Source organism: Patescibacteria group bacterium, from assembly GCA_040387855.1.
In the GTDB taxonomy this organism is placed as follows: Bacteria; Patescibacteriota; Minisyncoccia; order Phycocordibacterales; family JAKAEA01; genus JAZKCY01.
The window spans coordinates 248,437-270,997 of the sequence record JAZKCY010000001.1; the positions used below are offsets into that span (position 1 = coordinate 248,437).

Consider the following 22,561-nt stretch of genomic DNA (forward strand, 5'->3'; position numbering starts at 1 on the left):
AATTAATGCACGATGGCTTTTGAAACTCCACAGGAGAATAATTTTGGTGAAAAATTATATTCACCTCGAGATATTGATGGGAATAAAAACAGTGAAATTATAGAGCAGGTCCGTGATCTTGAAGAACGACTTACTCCGTACCCATGGTTTATTGGGGTCTCTCCGTTTGGTTCAACGATGAAAGGATATAGTAATGAAGAATCAGATCTGGATGTAAGGATTTTGTATGATGAGCCTATACTTAAGACATCTGATGATCTTGAATTGTATAGAAATATGAATGAATGGGCAGCGCAGTTTAAAGGTAAAACAGGAAGAGATTTAAATGTGCTTTTAGAACCGATTGATTCTAATAGAGTACGTGAGTATTTTACTATTATTAAAAATAGATCATTCGCTCCCATTCCTTCTGAATTAGTAAATATGTGTAAGATGACAACTGGGCATGTGATTGATGCCTATCGCTCATCAATGGTTGCAGGATTTTCTATGCTTGGAGATAAACAAAAAGATTTTGTTTTGTCCGGGCTTCTGAATGAATTTAAACGTGATGAGTATGCATCACTCGAAAAATTTAAAAATAGAGTGGATTCAAAAAATCACCAAGAATATTTTCAAGAAAGAATGGAACTTTGGAAACATAGAATAGAAGAAGTGTTTCAGTATACTCCAGCTCGGTGGGATTATTAGGATCTGTTACATTCGCCCTTATTTTTCGTATATACTGTATATATGAATAAGAAAATCATTGTCATCCTTTCAGTATTAGCCATAATCGTCTTTGCTGGCGCTGTTATTATTTCTGTAAATAAAAACTCAAATTCTGTACCTGTAGCAACAAATACAGGCTCAACAACACCAACAGGAAGTTCAAGTACATCAACACCTACAACAGGTGGTACTGCTACTACAACTCCTAATGTAAAAACATACAACAATACTACTCACGCATTCTCATTTCAGTATCCAGCAACGTATCGAGATACAACAGCAGAACGAAGTTCAAACATCCCACTTCTTTCACTTGAAAAAGGTGAGACTGCTATTGCTATAAAAAGAATAGTTCCAACTGCATCTCAAACATATGAGAAAGCCCTTATTAATGATGTGATTCTTGATCCAAAGGGAGATCATCCAGAATCATTTAAAGAATTTACATCACGAACTATAAATGGAAAGCAATTCCATTGGATTGTTACAAGTAGATTTGAAGGATTGATTACGATTAATTATTATTTGAAACGAGACAAAGATATTCTAGTTTTCTCAACTCAAAATCGAAATGTGCCTGAATGGACAAACCCTGCATATGTTATAGATGATGAACCTGTGCACAAAGATTTGCGTGGAATGCTTGCAACATTGAAATCTGCAACAGCTGCAGATACAACACTAGAAATTAGTTTGTTCTATGTGAATACTACAAGTCCTGATTTTAATGTATCATGCGCTGCAACTGGAAAAGTTACGAGAATAATACCTAAGACTGTTGCAACAGCTGATGCTGCACTAAAAGAATTATTTAAGGGACCAACAGCAACAGAAAAATCCCAAGGACTTATATCTTCATTTGATAAACCACTTGAAGGTTCGACTCAAGATCCAAAACCACTTCGTGATCACTATATTGGTGTGACGGTAAAAAATGGAAAGGCAACAGTTAACTTTAAACCCGACGGTATGACTTATTTAAACTCAACTGCATGCATGCAGGAGAGTGTAAAAACATCAATTGAGAAAACACTAAAGCAGTTCTCATCAATTACTGAAGTTGTGTATGCAATCAATGGGAAAGTTGTAACAGATTGGGATGCTTAAACTCGACAATAATGTGTGCTATACTAGCCACATAACAATAAATATATGATGTACATACTTTTAGCCATTGTAGCGGTAATAGTTCTATGGTTTATCGTTGCATACAACGGTTTTGTCAGTCTTATTAATCGTGCAAAAGAAGCATGGGCTGACATTGATGTGCAGCTCAAACGACGGTATGACCTTATCCCAAATCTTGTAAATACGGTAAAGGGATATGCAACGCATGAAAGTTCAGCATTTGAAAATGTAACAAAGGCTCGAGCAGCAGCAATTGGTGCGCAAAATATTAATGAAAAAGGGGAAGCAGAAAATATGCTCTCTGGTGCATTAAAATCACTCTTTGCAGTTGCCGAAGCATATCCAGATTTGAAAGCCAATCAAAACTTCCTCGAACTTCAGCGAGAACTTTCAGACACAGAAAATAAAATTCAAGCAGCTCGACGATTCTACAACGGTAATGTGCGAGACTTAAACACAAAGGCAGAATCATTTCCTTCAAACATTGTGGCAAAAACATTCAGCTTTGGAAAAATGGAATTCTTTGAACTTGGTGCAGATGAAGCAGCAGCACGAAACCCAGTAGAAGTTAAATTCTAAAAAACATGACACAAGCACAGAGGACATGCTCTCGATTTTTAAAGAGTAGCATCATACTGCTCTGTGCTTTTGTTGTATTTGGAAGTGCATATTCTATTGCTCAAGCCCAAACTTCTGATCGAAGCTATAAATATGAATCCATCTATTATTCATATTCAATAAATAAAGATTCATCTGTTGATGCACGAGAAACTCAAACATATATATTTCAGGGAACGTATCATGCTGCAGAGCGAATAATCCCACTTAATAAAATAGATGACATTACTGATATTTCAGTCGTAGATGCTACGACAGGTACACCACTTATATATAGTACAGAGCCAATAGATAAAAATGATCCAGCAAGCTGGGGGAAATACACAGTCACTCTAGAAAACAGCAATTATTATATACGTTGGTATTACGACCTTACTGATACTACTCATACGTGGATAGTGTCATATAAGCTTCACGGAGCAATTACATTCCTTAAAGAGAAAGATGAGTTCTATTGGAATTTATTTGAAAGGTATGATGTGCCTATAGCACAGAGTAAAATTTCTGTAATGCTTCCCGATCATTCTTTTGGAACTAAAGGAATGAATGTTCAGCTGTATGCAAGTGGTGGAATTACGGGTAGCTCTGGTATTGTGAATTCTCGGTTGTTTGAATTTACTGCAGAGAATATCCAACCTGGTCAGCCTGTAACAATTGCCGCAGGTTGGGCAAAAGGAATTGTATCTAGGGCTTCGTATTGGAAATATTTCTTGTTCCAGTATTTACCATATGTAATTGCAATTCTTGTTGCTATTGGATCACTTATTATTGGACTCCTTCATTGGTACTTTACTGAGAAACATAATGTGGGCCGTGGCACTATTATCCCAGAATATGAACCTCCACAAAACTTGCGTCCTGCAATGGCAGAAGCACTCGTAAAAGAGGGAATAAGCAATAAAGCATGGGCTGCAACAATAGTTGATTTGGCAGTTCGTGGTTATGTGAAAATTTCAGAAGAAAGTTCAAGCGTATGGAATAAAATGGTGTATGTTATTCCCATAGCTTTTTTCGGGCTATTTTTAGCACTATTTGTTATCCCATCTCTAGTTGAAGGTGACTTTCTTGGAGCACTAATTTTTGGGGGATTTGTTGTCTTGATAATCTTTTTTAGATTTATGGGTGGGAAATTAAATTTGGCTCCTAAAGATTACATTATTGAAAGACTGAAAGATCCTGTAGGTGATCCTCACCTTGAGAATTATGAAAAGAGTTTCATTGGCATTTTAGGAACACGTTTTTCTACAAAGGATATGAAACGAGCTAGTAAATCAACTAAATCTGAGATGGCCTCAGCTATGAGAGATCTAAAAACAGATTTGTATGCAGAAACAGATCTTGATACTCGTGCCTATTCAGTGCCATTGTCACATTCTAAATATATAGGATATGCATTTGGATCTTTGTTTCTCATTGCATGGGTCGTTGGATTCTTTATGGAAAATATTCCCGGGGTAACTTTTGCAACAGGAATCCCAGGAAGTTATATTTTTTCTGGAATAGTATGTTTCATATCTCTTGGTTTCTTGTTCTTGTATATAAAATTTAATCCGCGGTTATCAGAAGAGGGAGCAATCTTACGAGAGAAATGGTTGGGATTCAAAATGTACTTAGAAACAGCAGAACGATATAGAATGCAAAATCTTACTCCAGAACTATTTGAAAAATATCTACCATATGCCATTATATTCGGGGTTGAAAAGAAATGGGCTCGATCATTTGAAAGTATCAACATTACACCTCCGTCTTGGTTTGTAGGCCCAGCCTATATTGGATCAACTGGTATCGCAAGCTCTGTAGGGGCATCATCATTCTCAGCCTCAGCGTTCTCATCTTCATTTTCTTCAAGTCTCACATCATCATTCTCAAGTGCAGGTGGTGGTGCATCAGGTGGCGGTGGAAGCTCAGGTGGCGGCGGAGGAGGAGGTGGTGGAGGTGCTAGTTAATTCTGAACATTATGAATATTTATCACGAACAAAGTAAGAACGTCTGGAAGACATGGTTTCTCATGATCATGTTTTTTGCAGTGATCATTGGAATTGGATTTGGATTTGCTCAAGCATACAATAATTCTATTATTCTCTACATTGCAGTTGGATTTAGTTTTTTTATGAATATCTTTAGTTATTGGTATTCAGATAAAATTGTGCTGAAAATGTATAAAGCACAAGAAGTAACAAATGAAAGTCATCCTGATTTGTATAACAGTGTAGAAAATTTGTGCATTACTGCGGGATTACCTTTACCTAAGATTTATGTAATTCCTGATGCAGCACCCAATGCTTTTGCTACAGGGAGAAATAAAAATCATGCAGCAGTGGCATTTTCATCCGGGCTTTTGCAAATGCTTAATAAATCAGAACTTGAAGGAGTGATAGCTCACGAGCTTTCACATATTGGGAATAGAGATATTCTCATTTCAACTATTGTAGTTGTGCTTGTGGGATTTGTGAGTATTCTAGCTGACATGTTTTTGCACGGTGCGATGTGGGGAGGAATGAATCGTGATGATGACTCAAAAGGTAATGCAATCTCTGTTATTATTGGAATTGCATTAGCTATTTTAGCTCCATTAGCGGTAACTGTCATTCAGCTAGCTATCTCACGAAAAAGAGAATACCTTGCCGATGCATCTGGTGCACTGCTCACTCGATATCCAGAAGGACTTGCTTCAGCTCTTGAAAAAATTTCCTCTTACAACCGTCCTATGAATCATGCAACTCAAGCGACAGCGCATATGTTTATTGCAAATCCATTTGGAGGTCTAGGCAAACGTGCAGCAGGACTTTTTGCAACTCATCCACCTGCAGAAGATCGAATTAGAATTTTGCGAGGAATGAAATAATTACTAAATATATAAAACATATGCTAATAAAAAATCAGATAAAAAATAAAGGCGCGATAGGTATATCAGCAATTATTGGAATTATAGTTGTAATTCTTATCATTGTAGGTGTTATGCTCATGTCGAGCTACAACAAATTGGTAACACTTAATACTCAAGTAGATACGCAGTGGTCACAAGTGGAAACTCAATATCAACGAAGATTTGATTTGATTCCAAATCTTGTTGAATCAGCAAAAGCTGTGATGACTCAAGAACAAGAAGTGTTTACTGCAATTGCAGAGGCTCGCACACGATATGCAGGTGCGACAACACCAGATGCTAAAGCTGCTGCAGCAGGAGAGCTTGAACAAGGACTTGGACGATTGCTCGCTATTGTAGAGAATTATCCTCAGCTTCGATCATCAGAAACAGTACAAACATTGATGGCCCAGCTTGAAGGTACAGAAAATAGAATTAGTGTTGAGCGAGGACGATACAATACATCTGTTCAAGATTACAATTTAGCGGTACGAAGATTCCCAGGATCACTTATGGCAGGATTATTTGGATTTGATGCACGAACTCCCTTTGCTGCAGATCAAGGTGCAGAATCAGCTCCAAAAGTTCAGTTTTAATTTCGCAAGTTCTACGTCTCTATTAGTATGAATATAAAAAAATGCATGGTACAGATTGCTCGAAGTTTGTGTCTTATTACTTTGATTCTGTGCATGCCTTTTTTTGCACATGCGTATGTTAGTCCTGGAGCTCCTACTGGACATGTAAATGATTTTGCTCAGATTCTCACAGTAGAACAACGACAAGAACTTGAAGCGCGCTTAACTACCTATACGCAGCAGACTACTCATGAGATTGCTGTAGTTACAATTCCTGCTCTTACTGACGAAACAATAGAGACATATGCAGAAAAACTGTTTCAAGAATGGGGAATTGGAAAAACAAAGCAAGATAATGGAGTGCTATTACTTATTTCTCGAGATGATAGAAAATTACGAATAGAAGTAGGTTATGGCTTGGAACCAGAACTAACTGATGCTGAATCAAGTAGCATCATAAGAAATATTATTACTCCAGAATTCCAAAAAGGGAATTACTATAGTGGGATTTCAAATGGAGTTACCAAAATGACAGAAGCGATTAATGCAGATCTTTCTGCATTGCCGGAAGCAGGAGGTAATAGAAACTTTGGTTCGTTCTCATCATTTATTCCGTTTCTGTTTATTCCAATTTCTATTTTTATGTGGCTCATGAGTGTCATGGCTCGTTCACGGTCATGGTGGGCTGGGGGTATATTTGGAGGAATTGTTGGTGCAATTTTATTAGCAATAGGATTTGCTGTCGCTGTAATACCGGTACTTGTAATACTAGGACTTTTGCTTGATTTCATAGTGTCACGTGGGTATCAAAAGAGTAGAAACTACGATACACGGCCGCCATGGTGGACAGGAGGTGGTTGGGGCGGAGGATTTGGTGGTGGAAGTAGCGGAGGGGGCGGCTTCGGAGGATTTGGCGGTGGTCGTTCTGGAGGAGGAGGCTCTAGTGGTAGCTGGTAATTTTATTTATTCTTGAGGTTTGCTATAACTAAAGGACCTCAGGAGACGTCGCATAGTGGTCTAGTGCGCTCGCTTGGAAAGCGAGTAAGGGTAAAACCTTCGAGAGTTCGAATCTCTCCGTCTCCGCCAAATAAAAAATTCCTCCAAGCGGTAGCAAGGGGAATTACTTCTTCTTGAGGAATTGATCCTTTAGCCGCCGAGAGAACCTTTTCTCTACGGCAAGGAGCTCATATTCCACAGTGTCGTTTGCTTCTGGGGTTTCTGACCCGGGCTGAAGCAAGATTTGGACCTTGACCGGTCCAGACTGGGTGTGCGTGACTGTACTGCTTTTGACCTTTGCCACTCGTCCCCAGCTCAGAGTGGACTCCAGATCTTCTTCGATCACACTGTCGAAGACCTGGGCTGAGCCGGGCGCTCCGACCTGTGCACTTCGAGGTGATGAGCTTGACGCTCCACACCCGACTGCGCTGATCATGAACACGATGGCCACGAGCATAGAACGTAGCATCGGAGACCTCCGAGGTATATGTGAGCGCTGCTTTTATAATAAAAGCATAACTGGCAAAACTCTGCAATGAAATTTTGTGTTCTAGTATTCGTCGTATAAACTATAGATATGAAAATAACCAAATATGGCCACTGCTGTTTATTACTTGAAATAGAAGGAACACGAATACTTACTGATCCAGGCATATTTTCAACAACACAAAATGAAATTAAAGATATAGATGTGGTTGTTATTACTCATGATCATCAAGATCACTACCATGTGGATTCTGTAAAAAAGATCATTGCCAATAATCCGGAAGTAAAAATTATTACAACAAGTTTTATGGCAGGGCTACTTGATAAAGAAAATATCAAGAATTATGAAATAGTAGATGAAGGGCAGAGCACAATCCAAAAAAATATTAAAATAGAAGCATATGGAACAAAGCATGCACAAATGCATTCTTCAATTCCTCAAACTTCAAATACAGGCTACTTTTTTGCAGATACGTTGTTTTATCCAGGAGATGCGTTTACAGATCCGAAGCGGCATATAGATATACTTGCACTTCCAGTAGCGGGACCATGGATGAAAATATCTGAAGCTATTGATTATGCTTTAGCACTTAAGCCTACAAAAGCTTTTGCTGTACATGATGCCGTAATGACTCGACCAGAACTAGCATCAAATTGGCCCAACAGAGTATTACCTCCAAATGGAATTGAATTCTTGGTACTTGAAATTGGCAAAGAATATGATTTCTAACAAAAAAGAAATTCTCAAAGAACTCAAGACTATCCCTGGAGTTGGAAAAAGTATTGCTGAAGATTTATATGATCTTGGATATGTTTCTGTTGCTGATCTTAAAGATAGAGAGCCCATCATTATGTATGAACGGCTTTGTATAAAAGCAGGGAAGCATTTGGATAGATGTCTTTTGTATACATTTAAATGCGCTGTATATTATGCCTCTCACAAAAAACATGATCCTGAAAAATTGAAGTGGTGGTATTGGAAAGATAAAGTGAAATAAAAAACACCATTTGCGCAATGGTGTGTGCAGTGTTCCTGCTCTAGAGAATCGCAGAGCCAAGCGTTAGGGCAGCTGGCATGCCCCGTGGAACTTGAGATATTCCTCTCGCTCAGCGGGGCTCATGTCTTCTGCTTTTCCTGGCTTGGGCTCGTCGTCTTCCTTCGGGAGTTTGACTTGGTCATCGCTCTTCGCCATGAAATCCTCCGTGCGCTAGAACTTTGAGACATGCCCATGTTTTCGAACTGGGCTATTAATAACTCTACAACTATAAAATATCATGTCAAGTGGTATGAAATTTCTTACTTCATCGTCTTTTAATAGTAATGACACCACAAGAAGCAATTAAAATTCAACAAGAGTTGCGACACAAAGTTGTGATTCAAAAATTTGATAGAGAAGTTACCTATATTGGTGGAGCAGATGTATCCCTCAATATGTTTTCAAAAACTATATATGCTGGAATAATTGTTTTAAAATTTCCTGAGCTCACACCGGTTACTCATGCAGTAGTACAAAGCGAAACAACATTTCCGTATATTCCTGGCTTGCTTTCATTTAGAGAAGCACCGGCACTTATTGAATGCTGGAATAAACTCACTATAAAACCAGATGTACTTATGGTGGATGGGCAAGGTATCGCTCATCCGCGAAGAATTGGGATTGCATCTCATATTGGAGTGCTCTTAGATATTCCAACAATCGGTTGTGCTAAGTCGCCGTTGTATGGAGATTTTGAAGAAGTCAGTAAAGTAGTAGGAAGTATGTCATATATACATGACAGATACAGTAAACATGAGATACTAGGTGTAGCTTATAGAAGTAAAGAACGATCAAAACCGCTCATTATTTCTCCGGGGCATAGAATGGATGTTGAAAATGTATTTAGTATTACAAAAGAATGTGTGAAGAAATACCGATTGCCAGAACCCACACGTTTAGCTCATGATCTTGTAAACAAATTTAGAACGGGAGAAATAACAGAATAATTATATGAGTAAAAAAAGAACTATTATTTTCATAACTATAATGGCGGTGGGAATTGCGCTCTGTGCAGGTTTATTCTTTTTGACTTCATACAATAATAGTAAAAAACTACAACTTGAAACTTTGACTGCAAATATAAATTTGCCGGACGCCTCATTTGTAGGTACAGCTCTTCAAGTAAATGATATTAGAATTCCTATTGAAATTGCTGATTCAGATCCTGAGCGAATAAAAGGATTGTCTGGACGTGAATCTTTGCCTGAAGATACTGGATTATTATTTGTTTTTGAACATCCTGAAAGACACGGATTTTGGATGAAAGACATGAAGTTTTCTATTGATATGTTGTGGCTTGATGAAAATCTTCAAGTTATAACAATTGCTGATTCTGTAAGTCCAGAAACATTTCCTCAGTCATTTAGTCCATCTGCTCCTGCAAAATATGTGCTTGAGCTTAACGCCGGTTTTTCTAAAGAGCACAATATAATTGTAGGTAGTCAATTTAGTGTTATCAAATAGACGTGTATAATAGAGAGATCTAAGTGAGGTAATTACAAATTTTTATAGTAAATTTAGGTATGAATAAAATCAGAGTTGCAATCAATGGCGCCGGACGAATTGGCCGAGCATTTTACAAAGTAGCCTCAAAGCGAGAGGAGATGGAAATCGTAGCTCTCAACGATTTGGCTGATATCAATAATATTGCCTATCTTCTTAAATATGACTCAGCATACGGTATTAGTGATTTTGAAGTTTCAGTAAAAGATCCAAACACTCTTGTGATTAACGGAAAGGAAGTGAAGTACTTAAATGTGAAGGATCCTGCTACAGCTCCATGGAAAGATTTAAATATAGATGTTGTGGTGGAATCAACAGGACTTTTCACAAGTTATGAAAAAGCTCAGGGACATATTACTGCAGGTGCAAAGAAAGTTGTTATCTCAGCACCAGTAAAAGATGCGCCAACAGGGGATATCAAGGGAGGAACACACTTGATGGGTATCAATGCAGATAGTATTTCTTCAGTTGATATTTCATCAAATGCATCATGTACAACAAATGCAGGATCACCACTTATTGCTATTCTTCACGAATCAATTGGTATAGAGAAAGCAATGCTAAATACCATCCACGCTTACACAGCATCTCAGGCAATCGTGGACGGAATTAGTAAAAAAGATTACCGAGAAGGCCGAGCAGCAGCACAAAACATTGTGCCATCTTCAACAGGAGCCGCAGTTGCCGTAACTCAAGTTATTCCAGATCTTAAAGGAAAGTTTGATGGTATCTCAGTACGAGTACCTGTAGTTGTAGGATCTATTGTAGACATTACATTTATTGCAAAGAAAAATACAACTGCAGAAGAAGTAAATAAGATTCTTGAAGATGCTTCAAAGACCGACCGATGGAAGCGAACTTTTTCAGTTACAAAAGAACAGCTTGTGTCATCTGATATTGTAGGAAGTCACTATGCATCTATTGCAGATCTTGCGTTCACACGAGTTGTTGATGGAAACCTTGTGAAAGTAATGGCATGGTACGACAACGAAATGGGATACACATATACCCTTGTAGACCACGTAGCAATGATTGGTGGAGCAATGAAATAATCCTGCTAAACTAGTAAATTCAAAGAGCACCCGAAAGGGTGTTTTTTGTTGAGGGTTTTTTAGTAAGCTCGAGCCTGCATGCGCGTCATAGGATATATGACACTCCACTACAACAAGCTCGTCCGCGATAATGTTCCAAATCTTGCTCGACAGCAAGGTGAGAAAGTATCTGTGCACTATGCCTCAGATGAAGAATTTTGGCTTAAACTAAAGCAAAAGCTTCAAGAAGAAATCAATGAGTTTGCAAAGCTTGAGACCATGGATTCTCTTGCAGATGTGCTTGAAGTAATTGATGCTATTTGTGAGTTTAAGAAATTTGATGTAAGAGAGCTCAATGCAGTTCGCGAAAATAAAGCTATAGAACATGGAACATTTACAAAACGGGTAATCCTTGATGAAACTGAACCGGATCCAACAATACCCTTACCAGATCCACATGATGATATATAATAGAGGGTACTACCATGAAAATATATATTGCATCAGATCACGCTGGTTTCGAACTTAAAACTCATATTGTTCAGTATTTAGAAGAAAACGGTATTGAAGTTGTTGATAAAGGACCATACTCGTTTAACCCTGATGACGATTACCCAGATTGGATTTCACTTGCTGCAGAAGCTGTTTCAAAAGACTCTCAACATGCAAAAGCTATTGTTATTGGTCTCTCAGGACAGGGTGAAGCTCTAGTCGCAAATAAATTTAAAGGAGTACGATCTGGTGTCTACTACGGTGGTCATGAAGAAATAGTAAAACTATTGCGTGAGCATAATAATGCTAATGTCCTTTCATTAGGAGCTAAATTCATTAGTAAGCATGAAGCAGAACGAGCAGTTGATATCTTTATTGAAAATCAGTTTACTGGTGAAGAACGACATGTGCGGCGATTACAAAAACTAGAAGTTATAGATTCTAAAAGATAGATAAAAAATTATGATAGACGTCATTCCGGCAATAATGCCACATCATGTACGAGATATGTTTGAACGACTTGGTTTTGTTGTGCAACACGTTGATATGATTCAGCTTGATATTATGGATGGCAAATTCGTTAAGTCTCGAAGCTGGCCATATTACGCAAGTGATCGTGGATCATTTGAAAAACTCCTCACTGAATCTGATGGATTGCCTTATTGGGAAAAAGTTAATTATGAAATCGATTTGATGGTGAAAGATCCAGAAACAGTTATCGATGATTGGATTGTTGCTGGAGCTTCACGAATCATTGTTCATATAGAGAGCACAGAAAAACTTGATGACATTATAAATCTTTTTCGAGAACGATTTGCCTATGCTCCTGATTCACGAGAGAGAGATGTTGAATTAGTTCTTTCATTGGGTCTTGATACTCCTATTGATACTATCTTGCCGTATCTTGAAGATATTGATGGTATACAATTTATGGGTATCGCAACTATTGGTTTACAAGGTGAACCACTTGATGAACGAGTGATAGATAGGATAAGAGATTTCCATAATGCTCATCCAGAAGTTATAATATCTATTGATGGTGGAGTAACAGAAGAAAATGCGCACCAACTTGCTAGTGCAGGTGCACATCGACTTGTTTCAGGATCAAAAATTTTTGAAAGTAGTAATCCTGCTGGAGTCATTCACACGTTGCGACACTCTCTCTAAAGATTCATGGATACAAAACAATTCACTACAAGCGACCTTGAGGCAATTGCAAATGAAATTCGTCAGTCAATTATAGAAATGCTCCTTGCGGCTGGATCAGGACATACTGCAGGACCTCTTGGAATGGCAGATATTTTCACTGCACTTTATTTTAAAGTACTAAATCACAAGCCGTTAGTTCCTACATGGCCAGAACGAGATCGTTTGATTCTTTCAAATGGTCATATTTGTCCTGTATTGTATGCCACAATGGCACATGCTGGATATTTCCCAAAGTCTGAATTAAATACTCTCAGAAAATTTGGCTCACGATTGCAAGGTCATCCTCATCGAGAATGGCTTGCTGCGCTTGAAACAAGTTCTGGTCCATTGGGAGCAGGCCTTTCTCAAGCTGTGGGTATGGCAATTGCCGATCGAATTGATTTTGGCCGTTCTGCTCGAAAATTCTTCTATTGTTTATTAGGAGATGGGGAATTAAACGAAGGACAAAACTGGGAGGCTATTATGCTTGCTGGAAAAGAAAAACTTCATAATCTCATTGCTATTGTAGATCGAAATAATATCCAAATAGATGGTTACACTGAAGATATTATGCCCCTTGATTCACTTCGTAAAAAGTGGGAAGCGTTTAACTGGCATGTGTTGGAAATAGATGGGCATAATTTTGATGAAATTATTGGCGCGCTCAATCAGGCTCAGGCTATTTTTGAAAAGCCTTCAGTTATTATCGCGCACACAATTCCAGGAAAGGGTGTCAAAGAATTTGAACGTGATTACCATTGGCATGGTACACCTCCAAATAAGGAACAGGCAGATATGGCGTTGAAAGAATTGCGAACATTAGGAGGGCAAATTAAGAGTGAACATGAGTAAAAAATATTTAATTATTGGAGTATTAATCATAATTAGTCTTATTTGGTTCTGGTCTGATTGGATTGGATTAATTATAATAGTTTTGATCTCTTCTCTTACTGGAAATCCTATAAAATTTTAAGTGTTATGCTCAATCCTCAAGCAAAATTAAATCCAAAAGTATTTGATGGTGATGTAGAACAAGTTCCAATCCGAAAAGGATTTGGTGAAGGGTTATTGAAAGCGGGGGAATTGGATCCTCAGGTAGTGGGATTGTGTGCGGATCTTACTGAATCGACTCAGATGCATCTCTTTAAAGAAAAGTTTCCTGCACGATTTGTAGAAATTGGAGTAGCAGAACAAAACCTAGCCTCTGTGGCCTCAGGAATGGCTGCAATGGGCAAGATTCCTTTTATCACCTCATATGCCATGTTTTCTCCAGGACGTAACTGGGAGCAAATTAGAACGACTATTGCTTACAATAATGTGCCCGTAAAAATTGCTGGATCACATGCTGGGATTTCTGTGGGACCTGATGGAGGAACACATCAAGCAGTTGAAGACTTGGCATTAATGCGAGTGATTCCAAGAATGATTGTTCTTTCTCCCTGTGATTTTATTGAAGCTCGAAAGGCAACACTTGCAGCTGCAAAAATTAAAGATCCTGTATATATTCGATTGGCTCGAGATAAGACTCCGGTTATCACTACTGAAGAAACAGTTTTTGAAATAGGTAAAGCACAAACCGTGTGGCAGCCAGCTGCAGGAAAAGCTGATGTGGGAATTATTGCTACAGGTGCCTTGGTACATAAAGCATTACTTGCAGCAAAGGAATTGGAGAAAGAAAAAATTGGTGTCACCGTAATTAATCTTGCAACTATCAAGCCTCTTGATGAGAAAGCTATAATAAAATTAGCGCAAGACACATGTGCAATTGTAACTGTTGAAGAACATCAAATTGCTGGAGGAATGGGATCAGCAGTATCAGAATGTTTAGCAAAAAATAAACCGGTACCACAAGAATTTGTTGGTGTGAAAGATGAATTTGGTCAGTCAGGAACTCCCGCAGAACTTATCGAACATTATGGAATGGGGCAAAAAGATATTATTGCTGCTGTTAAAAAAGTAATGAAGCGTAAATAATTCATGCAATTCAGTAACTTTTTTTCAAATACAGTACATGATTCTGAAATAGGTGATGTCTTGAAATATGCTTTTAATGAGCGTCTTGCAGAGGTGCTCATTTTTATTGGAGGGACAATGGTGTGGTGGGTATTTGTTGTTACGTTCTTTGGTACGTCAATGATGTTTCTCTACCTTGTCCCATTAGCATTGGCTATCGCTGGCTATTATCTATTTTATTTGGATAGTAAAGAAGTATTTATTGAGCACTATGCTGCGTCAGAAAATTATACCTATTCAGAATATGGTGAACCGTCACTACTTGAAGGATCTGCATTTAAACAAGGTCATAGTCATACTATGAAAAATGTTATTCGAGGACATTTTGAAAATCATGAATTTCAGGTATTCACTTTTACGTATGCTCTAGGAGAGGGAAAAGAAACATGTTATTACACATCTACAGTTTTTGAACTCGATTTTGAGCATCCTATGCCGCATATGGTGCTTGTATCTCGGTATTTAGAAAATGCCGTAAATGTGATGGTAGATGGACTGCTGTCGCTTGCATATGTGAGTAAGAGTTTTCCAATGGTAAAATCAGGAAAGTCATATCTTGCATTAGAGGGGGATTTTCAAAAGTATTTTAATCTTTATATAGATAAAGAACACAGCCAGGAAGTTCTGGAAATATTTTCACCTGATGTTATGGCAGACTTCATTGATTATGGAAAGCATTACAGTGTTGAGTTTGTCGACGATAAAATTTATATTTTCTATGGAAGTGAAGTGAATCGACGAAAAGAACTTGATGCATTTTATGCACTTGCGCGGTTGCTCACATCAAAAATGGCATTTATGTTTTTGAAGAAAAAACCTGATTGGTTGTATGTAAAATAAAAAATCCTGAGATATCTCAGGGTTTTTTATTTTTAGATTTTTGAAACTTTGTATTCTGCCGGAGCTTTTGATAAAAAGTCTTCGAGCTGAGCTTTTGTAAGTAATCCTTCTTGAGCACCAACTTTTTGTACTACTGACATAGAATTGATTGGTCCCCATACAAGGGCTTCTTCCAATGTCTTTCCAAGGGCAAGAGCTGATGTGACTGTTGAAGAGAATGCATCACCTGCACCTGTTCGTTCATATGGCTCATGAGGATACACAGGCATAAACCAGGCATCAGTTCCATCATAGGCATATGCTCCTTCGATTCCATCAGTAACTACAACTATCTTTGGACCAAGAGCCATCAAGCCTTTCATGAGATTCTTTACATCTCGGTCTGTGACCTTAAGAATTCTTTGTGCTTCTTCTACGTTGCAAAAGAATACATCAGATCGTGCATAGATATCTTTGAGTGCTTCAACTCCCATTTTCATTTGGAATGTTCCTGGCTGGAATGCAAGCTTTGTTTCTGGATGTGCTGCGAGATATGCTGAGATCTGTTTGTGATAATCTGCAGAGTTTTCACCAAGTGAGCTGAGATAAATCCATCGAGGAGCATCTTTAATATTTGGGAACTTGTATGGATATAATTCGTGCTTCACGAGAATCGTACGTTCTACACCGTACCAAAGTACATAGTGATAATTGGTAGTAAGATCACCGTGAATACTCATGTAATCTGTTGAAACCCCGTTTTTATCGAGCTCACCAATACATTCCTTTCCTTGAATATCGCCTCCAACATCAGCCATAAGCACAGAGCGTAATCCAAGTCGGGCCGCAGACACTGCAGCATTGGCGCTATTTCCCACACCTTTTAAAATAGTTACTGATTCATAAGGAACCTTATCACCAAACGTAATACACAATTCTTTACGTGTGTGATCTATACTGTCTTGAATTTCTGCCTGCGTAATTCTAATAAAAGCGTCGGTAACGATATCGCCGATAGCGAGGAAATCGAATGTGTTGTCCATATTCATGAGAAAAGTATATCACGCTTATGATGGTGTGGTACAATATATCTCCAGATAGACTATACACATATATATATGAAAACATTACGCGAATATATTCAAGATGCTGAAGATAAGAAGATTGCTATTGGTCATTTTAATATTTCAAACTTAGAAGGAGTCTGGGCAGTATTTAATGCCGCAAAGAAACTTAATGTCCCTGTAATTATTGGAGTGTCAGAAGGCGAGCGAGATTTCGTTGGAGTGAAGCAAATTGCTGCTGTCATTAAGACAATTAGAGATGAGCATCAGTACCCAATTTTCTTAAACGCAGATCATACCTATTCATTTGAGCGAGTAAAAGAAGTAGTTGATGCGGGATTTGATGCTGTAATTATTGATAACGCTAAAGCAACAAAAGAAGAAAATATCAGAATTACAAAGCAATGCGTTGAATATGCAAAGAGTGTAAATCCAAATATTTTAGTTGAAGCAGAGCTTGGATACATTGGGCAGTCATCAAAAATGCTTGATGCAATTCCAGAAGGAGCAGCAACAGATAGAAGTGGATTTACTACACCAGAAGATGCTACGGAATTTGTAAAAGCAACGGGTGTTGATCTATTGGCTCCAGCTGTTGGGAATATTCACGGAATGCTTAAAAATGTACCAAACCCACATTTAGATATTGAATTAATTAAAGAAATTAGAACTATGGCGGGAGTGCCTTTAGTGCTTCATGGGGGATCAGGAACATCAGATGCTGATTTTACGGCTGCAATTCAAGCTGGTATTTCTACTGTTCACATAAATACAGAACTACGAGTGGCATACAGAAAGGGTATGGAACAGAGTCTTAAAGATAATGCTGATGAAATTGCTCCCTATAAATATATGAAAGGCCCACTTGAAGCAATGTCGAAAGTAGCAGAGGATAGATTGAAACTTTTTAACAACATAGCATAAGACAATGGAAGAAATCGAGTTTATCTCATCGCCAGAAAATGATAATACTTCGACAAAGCATCTTAATGTTGTAAAACCAAATTATTCTCCTGTAGTAAATTGGTTGGTTCGCAAAGGAATATTTTCTTCACTAAAGAATGCAAATAGAGCAATGATTGTAATAATCATTGCTCTATTTGTGATTTCAGTTGGGGTATTTATAGTGGGAAGTTATTATATTGAAAATAGGGCACCTCTTGAAGTGCGTTCAAAGTATAGATAGTTAGATTGTTGTGTGGTAAAATATTTGGATGAGTTCGGTTGAATTTGATGAGGAGGTATCTCAAGCCGCTTCCCGCCAAGCACTACCTCTTCAATCAGCACAAAATCCACATCCCGTTTTGGGTGCAGTAGGTTTAAGTACTCCACGTAGGTTACATATCTTTTCACTTGTTTTTGTAATATTCAGTTTTGTGGTATCTGCTTATTTATTTTTTATGTTTAATAATCAAGGCAGCTCAGATGATTTTCTAGAAAGATACGGGACATCAGATCAAAGTGGCTTTTCTTCACAACAAAAGCAGTGAGAGTAATAGTATAAAAATTTATGCACACTAAAAAGAATCATTCATCTAAGAATTCTGTTAGTACATCTAGGAAAAAAGATATTATTTCGTTAGTGTGTGTGGTGGTATGTTTTTGTATATCTGCATTTCTGCTTCTCAACATTAATACACATTCAGAATATGAAGAATTCGTAGAAAAGTATGGGGCAATAGATCAATCAGCTTTTTCATCATATGTACAAAGATAAAAAAGGTTTTACTCTAATAGAGCTTCTTGTCGTAATTGCAATAATTTCTTTGCTTTCGAGTGTTGTATTTACTGCAACTAATGTTGCTCGTGCAAAGGCTCGTGATACACGCAAGCTTGCAGATGCTAATCAGGTGAAAACTGCGCTCAATTCTTTTAATCTTGAAGAAGAAGGAATGCCGGGAAATTACAATTGTGATGGGAGCTATTGTTCTGGAGGAGGGGGGACATTTCTTGCTATTGAAGATATCAATAATCCTACAGACCCTCAGACTGCAAGTGGACAGGCTTACAACAGAAGCATGCAGGATTTAGTAGATGCTGGTGTGCTGGGTGCAATTCCGCATAGTCCTGGGGGAAGTCCGTATGCTTATTATAACTATGGAATAACATCACTTGGTGCCGTTTTTGGAACTGAGCTAGAAACAGACACTCGTAGGATACATACTAGAATTGCTGTAGCAACGTTATACAGCACAGATATGGAAAGTGGGAGGGAGGTATGTGAGACATACAGTAATAGTGAAGATGCAGGACGAGTGTACTATCTTTATTGTGATGATATTCCAAATAATGAATGGTGTAGCCACATCGCAAGTGATCCCGGAAATTATCCTTCTCCTGGCTCGGTAACAAACAATCTTGCATATGTGGGAGAGGGTTGGCCTCAGAGTGAGTATTGTGTGCCTTTAGCGTACTCATCTGTATCGCCTGCACCCACACTTCTTTGTCAGAATAATGTATTTGAATATTGCATCATAGCCCCGTAGGCTATAAAAGTATTGCAGACTATTGATTTATTTTGAATAGTATGTAGAATAACGCCTATGCTTACCTTAGAATTTCAAAAGCGAGAACCCGCTGATACGCTTCATAAAGTACGGTCTGAAAACAACGTGCCTGCTGTTTTCTACGGCCCTAAGGAAGATTCAACCCCTATTTCTATTAAACAAGCTGACTTCAAGAAAGTTTGGAAAGAAGCAGGAGAATCTTCAATTATTATCCTTAAGAATGGCACAGAAGAACACGAAGCTCTTATCAAAGAGATCGATCTTCACCCTGTAAGTGGAGTAGTGCGACATGCAGATTTTTATGTAATTGAAAAAGGTAAAAAGCTCCAAGTTACCGTTCAGCTCGAATTTATCGGTATTTCAGAAATGGTTAAGAGTGGTGCAGGAAGTCTAACAAAGGTACTTCACGAAGTTGAAGTTGAGGCTATGCCTAAGGATCTCCCTCATGATCTTGAAGTAGATATCTCATCACTTACAACTTTGGATAGTCAGATCCTCGCTAGTGACATCAAGCTTCCAGCAGGAGTAGAACTTATTACAAACCCTGAAGAAGTAGTAGCCGCTATCTCAGCAGCTCGAGATGAAACAGAAGAAGAAGTTGTCGTAGCCCTTGATCCTTCAAAGATTGAACTCTCAGTAGAGAAAGGTAAGGCAGACGAAGAAGAAGGCGCTGGTGACAAAGAATAAGAATGATATAATAAAACACGTGGTCCAATTAAACTTTGGCCACGTGTTTTGTTTTTGTTACTGAAACCTTTCTAGCCCGTATATTTTATATAGTATGTTTACAATTCAACGTCTTAAAAAAGTTAGTATTATTATTACCTTGTGTGCCGTTATCGTGGCTTCAGGAGCAGGGATTGCCTACAATACCAATACATTACATGCTCAAACAGCTGATGCCGTAGCAGCTCGAGAAGCACAGCTTAGAGCAGAGCTCGATCAAGTCCTTAAAGAAATCAACGAACAGCAGGCTATTCTTGCTGAAGAAAACAAAAAGGGAACTTCTATTGCACGAGATCTTGCTATTCTTACGGCTAAGATTAATGAAGCAAAGCTCAACATTCGAGCACGAAATCTTGCAATTGAAGGTCTTGGAAAAGATATTAATCAAAAGACTACAACTATCAATACACTGACAGGGAAGATAGATGATACACGATCTTCTTTGGCTCAACTTGTGCGTAAAACTAATCAGATGGACTCTTATACTATTGCTGACGTTGTGCTTAGTAATCAGGATATTTCAGAATTTTTCTCAGATGTAGATGCCATTGATACTATTAAAGTTTCTATTCAAACAGCTTTAGGCCATATTAAAGAATCAAAGAATCAAACTGAAGAAGCAAAGAAAACATTGGATCAAAAGCGGCTTCAAGAAATAGATGCAAAAATTTCTATTGAAGCAGAAAAAGCAAAAATTGAGAAAAACGAAAAAGAAAAGGCACGACTTTTGAGTTTGAGTAAAGAACAGCAGAAGAATTATCAAACAACTATTAAGAGCAAAGAGTCAAAGGCTGCTTCTATTAGAGCTGCATTGTTCTCATTGCGAGATACATCAGCAATTCCATTCGGACAAGCTTTGGAATACGCCACAGCAGCTTCAAAAGCAACAGGAGTGCGTCCTGCATTTTTGCTCGCTATATTGACTCAGGAAAGTAACCTTGGAAAAAACGTAGGATCTTGCTACATGAATGATCCTGCTACTGGAAACGGGGTGCGAATTTCATCAGGAGCATTTGAAGACGGGGTTATGAAGCCATCTCGTGATGTGCAGCCATTCCTAGCTATTACAGCTTCATTAGGCCGTGATCCATTTACTACACGAGTATCATGTCCTTTTAGTACAGGATACGGAGGAGCCATGGGACCATCGCAATTTATTCCATCTACATGGATGATGTTTAAGGCTCGAATTGGTCAGGCTGTAGGTGTGCCAAATCCTGATCCTTGGGAACCTAAGCATGCATTTATGGCTTCAGCTATCTATCTTGCAGATCTTGGTGCAGATACCGGGGTTGCTTCATCAGAACGAAATGCTGCATGTAGATACTACTCAGGACGGGCATGTGATAGTAAGGCTCCAGCAAACGCTTTCTACGGAAATCAGGTAATGTCTAAAGCTACTGACATTCAGGTAAACATGATTGATGCATTGAATGGTAATTAATCTTGCGCGTTTTTAGATACTCTGATATAGTACTAGCCACTATGAAGACGGAAATCCACCCAAAATACAATATAAAAGCAGACATTAGTTGTGCCTCATGTGGTAATGTTTTTACTATGGGTTCAACAAAAGATAAGATTATTGTTGAAATCTGCAGTAATTGCCATCCTTTCTATACTGGAACTGAAAAGACCTTGGATGCAGCTGGAATGGTTGATAAATTCCGAACACGAATGGCCAAGAAGAATCCTGCAAAGAAGAAAGCAGAATAACTATAGAAACCCAACAAAATCTGCATTACCCGAATTATTCAAATGGGTGATGCAGATTTTGTGTATAATAATCATATGAGTCTTACACCTGAAGAATTAGAGGCATTTAAGCAAAGCCATAAAACAAGCTATTTAGCTGATATGTATACAAAGCTTGTACGTGACGAAGCTGATGTTTTGGCTATGGCTGGGACTGATCCTGCAATGGCAGAATTGGCTCAGGGTGAGCTTGAAGATCTTAAGACACAGAAAGATGGGGTGATTGCTCAACTTAGAGCTATAGAAGAGTCTGAGAAGGAAGAAGAGGAATTCCCAAATGAACTTATTCTTGAAGTTCGTGCCGGAGCAGGAGGAGATGAAGCCGCACTCTTTGCTGCAGAATTGGCAGCTATGTATGAGCGATATGCTGAGAATAAAGGATGGACATGGAAGAAAGTAGACGAATCCCAGAGTGATTTGGGAGGGTACAAAGAAGCATCTTTTGAAATACACGGTAAAGATGTGTATCGAAAACTGAGATATGAAACAGGAGTACATAGAGTTCAAAGAATTCCTCATACTGAAAAATCAGGACGAGTTCATACTTCTACAGCATCGGTTGCTATTATGCCACTTCGAAAGAAATCAAAGTTTGTTATTAATCCCACTGATATTGAAATTGAAACTTCACGAGCCGGAGGTAAAGGAGGACAAAACGTGAACAAAGTGGAAACAGCTGTACGATTGATTCACAAGCCAACAGGTGAATGGGTTCGATCAACGGCAGAACGAAGTCAGAGTGCAAACAAAGAAAAAGCTATGGCAATCTTGAGTGCAAAACTTGAAGCACTTCAGGATGCGGCAGAAGCAAAGAAGTTTTCAAAAGAACGAAAGGATCAAATTGGAACTGCTGATCGATCTGAAAAGATTCGAACATACAATGTGTTGCAGGATCGTTTGACTGATCATCGACTTAAAAAATCATGGCACAATTTGGAGAAGGTAATGCTTGGGGAAATCGATGATGTCATCGATGCAATGAGTAATCCTATCGATCCAAATGCGACAGACGAGGATGAAGATTAATAAATTATGGCTTGTTCTTA

At 38.3% G+C, this 22,561-nt stretch carries 28 protein-coding genes and 1 tRNA gene; 28 read left to right on the plus strand and 1 reads right to left on the minus strand.

The window, feature by feature from the left end:
* The first annotated feature begins 12 nt into the window (after nt 1-12).
* The 19 genes from V4519_01455 to V4519_01545 all read left to right on the plus strand — a co-directional run bounded on the left by V4519_01455 (nt 13) and on the right by V4519_01545 (nt 15,484).
* Complete coding sequence (locus V4519_01455) at nt 13-690, plus strand: hypothetical protein (GenBank protein ID MES2436652.1); 678 nt, start codon at nt 13-15, stop codon at nt 688-690.
* A gap of 42 nt (nt 691-732) precedes the next feature.
* Nucleotides 733-1,818: a GerMN domain-containing protein gene (locus V4519_01460; GenBank protein MES2436653.1), complete on the plus strand. Its 1,086-nt coding sequence runs from the start codon at nt 733-735 to the stop codon at nt 1,816-1,818.
* Nucleotides 1,819-1,863: 45 nt separating this feature from the next.
* Nucleotides 1,864-2,418, plus strand: coding sequence for a LemA family protein (locus V4519_01465; GenBank protein ID MES2436654.1), 555 nt, complete (start codon nt 1,864-1,866; stop codon nt 2,416-2,418).
* 5 nt (nt 2,419-2,423) lie between these two features.
* Complete coding sequence (locus V4519_01470; GenBank protein MES2436655.1) at nt 2,424-4,403, plus strand: DUF2207 domain-containing protein; 1,980 nt, start codon at nt 2,424-2,426, stop codon at nt 4,401-4,403.
* Between the two features lie 11 nt (nt 4,404-4,414).
* Nucleotides 4,415-5,302, plus strand: coding sequence for a zinc metalloprotease HtpX (locus tag V4519_01475; GenBank protein ID MES2436656.1), 888 nt, complete (start codon nt 4,415-4,417; stop codon nt 5,300-5,302).
* Between the two features lie 20 nt (nt 5,303-5,322).
* The gene (locus tag V4519_01480) at nt 5,323-5,919 is read left to right on the plus strand and encodes a LemA family protein (GenBank protein MES2436657.1); all 597 of its coding nucleotides are present in this window, start codon (nt 5,323-5,325) and stop codon (nt 5,917-5,919) included.
* A gap of 27 nt (nt 5,920-5,946) precedes the next feature.
* Nucleotides 5,947-6,855: a TPM domain-containing protein gene (locus V4519_01485; GenBank protein MES2436658.1), complete on the plus strand. Its 909-nt coding sequence runs from the start codon at nt 5,947-5,949 to the stop codon at nt 6,853-6,855.
* Nucleotides 6,856-6,896: 41 nt separating this feature from the next.
* Nucleotides 6,897-6,984, plus strand: a tRNA-Ser gene (locus V4519_01490).
* A gap of 487 nt (nt 6,985-7,471) precedes the next feature.
* Nucleotides 7,472-8,110, plus strand: a complete 639-nt coding sequence (locus V4519_01495) for an MBL fold metallo-hydrolase (GenBank protein ID MES2436659.1) — start codon at nt 7,472-7,474, stop codon at nt 8,108-8,110.
* Entirely contained in the window at nt 8,100-8,378 is a 279-nt protein-coding gene (locus tag V4519_01500; protein MES2436660.1) for a helix-hairpin-helix domain-containing protein, read from the plus strand. The genes V4519_01495 and V4519_01500 overlap by 11 nt, the downstream gene beginning before the upstream one ends.
* A gap of 323 nt (nt 8,379-8,701) precedes the next feature.
* Nucleotides 8,702-9,364 (plus strand): deoxyribonuclease V, encoded by a 663-nt coding sequence (gene nfi, locus V4519_01505; protein ID MES2436661.1) that lies wholly within the window; start codon nt 8,702-8,704, stop codon nt 9,362-9,364.
* A 4-nt stretch (nt 9,365-9,368) separates the two neighbouring features.
* The gene (locus tag V4519_01510) at nt 9,369-9,881 is read left to right on the plus strand and encodes a DUF192 domain-containing protein (protein MES2436662.1); all 513 of its coding nucleotides are present in this window, start codon (nt 9,369-9,371) and stop codon (nt 9,879-9,881) included.
* 59 nt (nt 9,882-9,940) lie between these two features.
* Nucleotides 9,941-10,972 carry a type I glyceraldehyde-3-phosphate dehydrogenase gene (gene gap, locus V4519_01515; GenBank protein ID MES2436663.1) on the plus strand — a complete coding sequence of 344 codons (1,032 nt, stop codon included), beginning with the start codon at nt 9,941-9,943 and terminating at the stop codon, nt 10,970-10,972.
* Between the two features lie 96 nt (nt 10,973-11,068).
* Nucleotides 11,069-11,422 (plus strand): nucleoside triphosphate pyrophosphohydrolase, encoded by a 354-nt coding sequence (locus tag V4519_01520; protein MES2436664.1) that lies wholly within the window; start codon nt 11,069-11,071, stop codon nt 11,420-11,422.
* Between the two features lie 14 nt (nt 11,423-11,436).
* Nucleotides 11,437-11,895, plus strand: a complete 459-nt coding sequence (locus V4519_01525; GenBank protein MES2436665.1) for an RpiB/LacA/LacB family sugar-phosphate isomerase — start codon at nt 11,437-11,439, stop codon at nt 11,893-11,895.
* A 10-nt stretch (nt 11,896-11,905) separates the two neighbouring features.
* On the plus strand, nt 11,906-12,610 hold the full coding sequence (locus V4519_01530; GenBank protein ID MES2436666.1) for a hypothetical protein: 705 nt from the start codon (nt 11,906-11,908) through the stop codon (nt 12,608-12,610).
* Between the two features lie 6 nt (nt 12,611-12,616).
* Nucleotides 12,617-13,483 carry a transketolase gene (locus tag V4519_01535; GenBank protein MES2436667.1) on the plus strand — a complete coding sequence of 289 codons (867 nt, stop codon included), beginning with the start codon at nt 12,617-12,619 and terminating at the stop codon, nt 13,481-13,483.
* Between the two features lie 126 nt (nt 13,484-13,609).
* Nucleotides 13,610-14,605: a transketolase C-terminal domain-containing protein gene (locus V4519_01540; protein MES2436668.1), complete on the plus strand. Its 996-nt coding sequence runs from the start codon at nt 13,610-13,612 to the stop codon at nt 14,603-14,605.
* Nucleotides 14,606-14,608: 3 nt separating this feature from the next.
* Entirely contained in the window at nt 14,609-15,484 is an 876-nt protein-coding gene (locus tag V4519_01545) for a hypothetical protein (protein ID MES2436669.1), read from the plus strand.
* Between the two features lie 32 nt (nt 15,485-15,516).
* Here the strand turns inward: V4519_01545 and V4519_01550 are convergent, their stop codons facing one another.
* Complete coding sequence (locus V4519_01550) at nt 15,517-16,512, minus strand: carbohydrate kinase family protein (protein ID MES2436670.1); 996 nt, start codon at nt 16,510-16,512, stop codon at nt 15,517-15,519.
* A gap of 69 nt (nt 16,513-16,581) precedes the next feature.
* Between V4519_01550 and V4519_01555 the strand changes: the two genes are divergently transcribed.
* The 9 genes from V4519_01555 (at nt 16,582) to V4519_01595 (ending at nt 22,541) form a co-directional block, all read left to right on the plus strand.
* Nucleotides 16,582-17,451, plus strand: a complete 870-nt coding sequence (locus V4519_01555) for a class II fructose-bisphosphate aldolase (protein MES2436671.1) — start codon at nt 16,582-16,584, stop codon at nt 17,449-17,451.
* Nucleotides 17,452-17,455: 4 nt separating this feature from the next.
* Entirely contained in the window at nt 17,456-17,713 is a 258-nt protein-coding gene (locus tag V4519_01560) for a hypothetical protein (GenBank protein MES2436672.1), read from the plus strand.
* A gap of 28 nt (nt 17,714-17,741) precedes the next feature.
* Complete coding sequence (locus tag V4519_01565) at nt 17,742-18,017, plus strand: hypothetical protein (protein MES2436673.1); 276 nt, start codon at nt 17,742-17,744, stop codon at nt 18,015-18,017.
* Nucleotides 18,018-18,037: 20 nt separating this feature from the next.
* Nucleotides 18,038-18,244, plus strand: coding sequence for a hypothetical protein (locus tag V4519_01570; GenBank protein MES2436674.1), 207 nt, complete (start codon nt 18,038-18,040; stop codon nt 18,242-18,244).
* Entirely contained in the window at nt 18,231-19,013 is a 783-nt protein-coding gene (locus tag V4519_01575) for a type II secretion system protein (GenBank protein ID MES2436675.1), read from the plus strand. Before V4519_01570 ends, V4519_01575 begins: the two co-directional genes overlap by 14 nt.
* Nucleotides 19,014-19,070: 57 nt before the next feature.
* Nucleotides 19,071-19,721 (plus strand): 50S ribosomal protein L25, encoded by a 651-nt coding sequence (locus V4519_01580; protein MES2436676.1) that lies wholly within the window; start codon nt 19,071-19,073, stop codon nt 19,719-19,721.
* A gap of 94 nt (nt 19,722-19,815) precedes the next feature.
* Nucleotides 19,816-21,204: a lytic murein transglycosylase gene (locus V4519_01585; protein MES2436677.1), complete on the plus strand. Its 1,389-nt coding sequence runs from the start codon at nt 19,816-19,818 to the stop codon at nt 21,202-21,204.
* A 41-nt stretch (nt 21,205-21,245) separates the two neighbouring features.
* Complete coding sequence (rpmE, locus tag V4519_01590; protein ID MES2436678.1) at nt 21,246-21,476, plus strand: 50S ribosomal protein L31; 231 nt, start codon at nt 21,246-21,248, stop codon at nt 21,474-21,476.
* A 75-nt stretch (nt 21,477-21,551) separates the two neighbouring features.
* A complete protein-coding gene (locus V4519_01595; GenBank protein ID MES2436679.1) occupies nt 21,552-22,541 on the plus strand; it encodes a PCRF domain-containing protein in 990 nt (329 codons plus the stop codon).
* Nucleotides 22,542-22,561: the final 20 nt, after the last annotated feature.